The organism is Kingella kingae ATCC 23330, from assembly GCF_900111845.1.
GTDB classification, from domain to species: Bacteria; Pseudomonadota; Gammaproteobacteria; order Burkholderiales; family Neisseriaceae; genus Kingella; species Kingella kingae.
Genome location: NZ_FOJK01000036.1, coordinates 1 through 4,791 on the forward strand (window position 1 = coordinate 1; position 4,791 = coordinate 4,791).

Sequence of the window (4,791 nt, forward strand, 5' to 3'; positions counted from 1 at the left end):
GGTGTAAACGATGTCCTTAGGGAAAAATGTAAACTATGTTTATGTTGCACAGGAGATTGCTATCACTCAAAGTCTTGTCGTGTACCAAAAGCGCAGTGGAATCGGTATTGCTAAAATACAAAAGCAGCCTGCACTGTTCATCAAACAAAAAGTGCAGGCTGCTTTTTGTTGTTTTTTGTTGATTTAATGTAAATAAACTGTTTATCTTTTACACAAATTTGTAAAAAAATACTAAAATAACCCTACAAATTTTTTCAACTCTAAACAGAAGGACACAAGCATGAGCGATAAGCAACTCCAACCTTTTGAAAAAATTGATTTGAGCGAGCAACAAAGCAGCCTGCAACTCTTTGAAGAAATGGTCATGAAATATCAAGGCTCTGTGAGCAAAGAAGACAGCGATTCCGCCCCTTTGCCAGCCGACTATCCCTACAAAGAGCGCATGAGTCGTCGCACCTACGAAAAAGAGAAGAAAAAATTACAAATTGAATTGCTCAAAGTGCAAAGCTGGGTCAAAGAAAGCGGACAGCGCATTGTCGGCTTGTTTGAAGGACGCGATGCAGCGGGCAAAGGTGGCACAATCAAACGTTATATGGAACACCTAAACCCACGCGGCGCACGAGTAGTCGCGCTGGAAAAACCCACCGAAACCGAACGCGGACAATGGTATTTCCAACGCTATATTCAAAACTTGCCCACCGCAGGCGAAATCGTATTTTTTGACCGCTCGTGGTACAACCGCGCAGGCGTGGAGCGTGTCATGGGTTTTTGCGAACCGCACGAATACTTGCTATTTATGCGCCAAGCACCCGAATTGGAACGAATGCTGGTGGCAAGCGGTATCCATTTGTTTAAATTCTGGTTTTCTGTGTCTCGTGAAGAACAGTTGCGCCGTTTTGTATCGCGCTACTCCGACCCACTGAAACATTGGAAATTGTCGCCTGTGGACGTGCAATCGTTAGACCGCTGGGACGCATACACCGAAGCGAAAAACGCGATGTTCTTCCACACGCATACCAAAGATGCGCCGTGGATTATCATTAAATCAGACGACAAAAAACGCGCTCGCTTGAACTGTATTCGCTATTTCTTGCACCAGCTGGATTATCCGAACAAAGACGTGAAAGCGATTGGCAAAGTTGACCCATTGATTGTGATGCAACCTGATATGAATTCGGTGGCGCAAGAGGGCGGTTAAGTCCATTAAAACATCGCAAAATACAAAAAAGCAGCCTGCACTTTAAATCAACAGAAAATGCAGGCTGCTTTATAATTTCGCCATTATTCAAACCATCATTCCATCATGCAAGCCGACATCCGCCAAAAACTCAAATTAACCGACAACGCCGCCACCAAGCTCGCCAAACTGCATTTGCATACCGCGTGGGATTTGGCGTTGCATTTGCCCTTGCGCTACGAAGACGAAACCCAAGTTGTGCCGATTGCCGCCGCGCCCATTGGCGAATCGTGCCAAGTGGAAGGCGTTGTTTTGCATCAAGAAGTGCAGTTCAAACCGCGCAAACAGCTCATCGTCCAAATTCAAGACGAATCGGGTTCGGTGCTGAATTTGCGTTTTATTCATTTTTACCCCAATCATCAAAAACAATTGGCGCAGGGGCAAACGGTTCGGGCGTTGGGCGAAATCAAGCGCGGTTATTATGGCGATGAAATGATACACCCAAAAATTAAATCGCCCGAAAAATCCGATTTAGCACAATTACTTACGCCTATTTACCCAACCACAAACGGGTTAAATCAACCCACATTGCGAAAAGTGGTGCAAACCGCTTTGGAAACGGTGGATTTATCAGAAATTTTGCCCGATAACTATTTGAAAAAATACCAACTTATTCCGTTGGCGCAAAGTTTGCGGACGTTGCACAATCCGCCGCCCGATTGGTCTTTGAGTATGCTGACCAATGGTGCGCTGCCTGAGTGGCGGCGTTTGAAATTTGATGAATTGTTGGCGCAACAGCTTTCCATGCGATTGGCGCGACAACGGCGACGTGCTGGCAATGCGCGAGCATTAGTATCAACTGGAAAATTATCCGAAAAATTATTGAGTTATCTGCCATTTGATTTGACCAGGGCGCAGAAAAAAGTCTGTGCTGAAATCCGCGAAGATTTGGCAAAACCTGTGCCGATGCACCGTTTGTTGCAGGGCGATGTAGGCAGTGGCAAAACGATTGTGGCGGCGTTGTCGGCTTTGATGGCGTTGGAGTCAGACGGCGTTCAGGTGGCGATTATGGCACCCACTGAAATTTTGGCAGAACAACATTTTATTAAATTTAAACAATGGTTTGAGCCGTTAGGAATCAGCGTTGCGTGGCTTTCAGGCAGCCTGAAAAAGAAAGAAAAAGACCAAGCCAAAGCTGCATTGGCGGACGGACGCATTCGCGTGGCGGTCGGGACACACGCTTTATTCCAAGATGATGTTTTATTTCATGATTTGGCGTTGGTGATTGTTGATGAACAGCACCGTTTTGGGGTGGCGCAGCGTTTGGCATTGAAAAATAAGGGCAGTGATGTGCATCAGTTGATGATGTCGGCGACCCCGATTCCGCGCACTTTGGCGATGAGTTTTTTTGCGGATTTGGACGTGTCGTCTATTGATGAATTGCCGCCCAATCGTACACCCATTAAAACCAAATTAGTTAATAATTTACGCCGTTCCGAAGTGGAAGGTTTTGTGTTGAACACTTGCCAAAAAGGGCAGCAGGCGTATTGGGTGTGTCCGCTTATTGAAGAAAGCGAAGTTTTGCAGCTACAAACCGTAACCGACACGCTGGCGGAATTGCAGGCTGCTTTGCCGCAACTCAAAATTGGTTTGGTGCATGGGCGCATGAAAGCGGCGGAAAAAGCGGCGGTTATGGCGGAATTTATTTCAGGCAGCCTGAATGTTTTGGTGGCGACAACCGTGATTGAAGTTGGCGTGGACGTGCCAAATGCGAGTTTGATGGTCATTGAACATGCGGAACGCATGGGTTTGGCGCAGTTACATCAGTTGCGCGGACGGGTAGGGCGTGGTGCGGCGGCGAGTACTTGCGTTTTGCTGTTTGCTGAACCGCTTGGACAGATTAGCAAAGCGCGTTTGAAAGTGATTTACGAGAACACAGACGGTTTTGAAATTGCGCGACAAGATTTGGAAATTCGCGGGCCTGGCGAATTTTTGGGCGCGAGACAAAGCGGTGCACCGATGTTGCGGTTTGCGGATTTGCAAGAAGATTTGCCGTTGTTGGAAGCGGCGCGAGAAGTGGCGGCGGATTTGGTGGCGCATCGCCCTGATGTGGTGGCGAAACATTTGGAGCGGTGGTTGGGCAGCCGTGAAGGGTTTTTGGCGGCGTAAAAGGGCAGGGCGGCGTTGCGCTCAATTAGAGATTTGGATAAAGGGCAAAGTAGCCTGCACTTTTATAGTGAATTAAATTCGAACCAGCACTGCGTTGCCAGCGCCTTTATGTACTAGGTGTGCACGGCGGTTGCTGTCGCCTTGTTCTGATTTGAATTTAATCCACTATATCTATATTACAAAGCAGCCTGCATTTTTCGCACTAACTCACTCATTGCTTGTGCGCGGTGGCTTATCGCGTTTTTTTGTTCAGGCGACAGTTGCGCTGCTGTGCAAGTCAAATCGGGCAAATAAAAATGTGGGTCATAGCCAAAACCATGTTCGCCAGCGGCTTGTGCTTGCCATTGTCCGTGCCAAATGCCTTCGGCGATAATCGGCTGTGGGTCATCGGCGTGGCGCACGAACACCAGCACGCAAACGTAGTAACACGATTTATCGGCTTGATTGGCAAGTAAATCGGACACTTTTTGATTGTTTGCCGCATCGGATTTGGGGTTATCGCCAGCAAATCGGGCGGACAACACTCCAGGTGCGCCGTTTAACGCTGCCACGCAAATGCCGCTGTCGTCTGCCAGTGCAGGCTGCTTGCTGTGTTGCGCGGCGTGTCGGGCTTTGGCTAGGGCGTTTTCTACAAATGTATGATGCGGTTCGGGACATTCGGGAATGTCAAAAGCAGCCTGCGGTGTGATTTGAATACCCAGTTGCGAAAACAGTGCGCTAAATTCGCGCACTTTGCCTGCGTTGTTGCTGGCTAAAACGATTTGTTGGAACATGGTGTAACCTATTCATTGACGTTTTTGTTGGGTCTAGACCCAGCTTACGGTTTACAAAATAAATTTACTTGAATTGGTGGCAACGTATTCGCACGCTATTTGCCAATCGTCATCAACGCAATCGTAATAGGCTGCGTCTAGCCCTTCAAAATCGGCAAATTGCTGGCGTAGGGTTTCTACTTCTGCGCCATCGCTGGCGAGTTGTTCAATTTGTTCGCCATATTTTTGATACAGCGTTTTGGCTTGTTCCAGCACTTTGGGAATGGCTTTAATGCGCCAATGCCGTAAGCTGTCGGCAACGGGGTTGAGCAGCACATATTCACCAAAACCTGTGGCAATTAGCTGCACAAAGCCGCCTTCTTGCACTTGCGCGTCCAAATAGCACAGGGCAAGCAGCGTGTGTTGTTCATCGTTGAGCGATTCTGCGCCCTGCTCGTCTAGTCTGTCCCAATATTGGGTGGATAGTTCAAATAAATCTTCTGGTTTCATATTTTTTCCTTATAAAGCAGCCTGCACAAAGTCATGCGATAACTGCAAATCCACTCCCTGTGCAACATAAACATAGTTTACATTTTTCCCTAAGGACATCGTTTACACCTTCAAGGTTTAGCATGCCAGTTCATTGCAGGTTGTAACTTCCCTTCCCGCTCATCAAACTGACCGAGAAAATGG

The 4,791-nt window shown here is 47.6% G+C and carries 4 protein-coding genes; 2 read left to right on the forward strand and 2 right to left on the reverse strand.

All coding sequences use genetic code 11. The features are described from left to right. The first annotated feature begins 280 nt into the window (after positions 1 to 280). Positions 281 to 1,198, forward strand: a complete 918-nt coding sequence (ppk2, locus tag BQ5809_RS07775; RefSeq protein ID WP_003785866.1) for a polyphosphate kinase 2 — start codon at positions 281 to 283, stop codon at positions 1,196 to 1,198. A gap of 105 nt (positions 1,199 to 1,303) precedes the next feature. Then, positions 1,304 to 3,346 (forward strand): ATP-dependent DNA helicase RecG, encoded by a 2,043-nt coding sequence (recG, locus tag BQ5809_RS07780; protein ID WP_003785867.1) that lies wholly within the window; start codon positions 1,304 to 1,306, stop codon positions 3,344 to 3,346. Positions 3,347 to 3,522: 176 nt separating this feature from the next. Here recG and rdgB read toward each other — a convergent pair whose 3' ends face one another. Both rdgB and BQ5809_RS07790 read right to left on the reverse strand, forming a co-directional pair. After that, on the reverse strand, positions 3,523 to 4,119 hold the full coding sequence (gene rdgB / locus BQ5809_RS07785) for an RdgB/HAM1 family non-canonical purine NTP pyrophosphatase (protein WP_003785869.1): 597 nt from the start codon (positions 4,117 to 4,119) through the stop codon (positions 3,523 to 3,525). Positions 4,120 to 4,170: 51 nt separating this feature from the next. Continuing rightward, positions 4,171 to 4,608, reverse strand: coding sequence for a DMP19 family protein (locus tag BQ5809_RS07790; protein ID WP_003785871.1), 438 nt, complete (start codon positions 4,606 to 4,608; stop codon positions 4,171 to 4,173). Between the last annotated feature and the right edge of the window lie 183 nt (positions 4,609 to 4,791).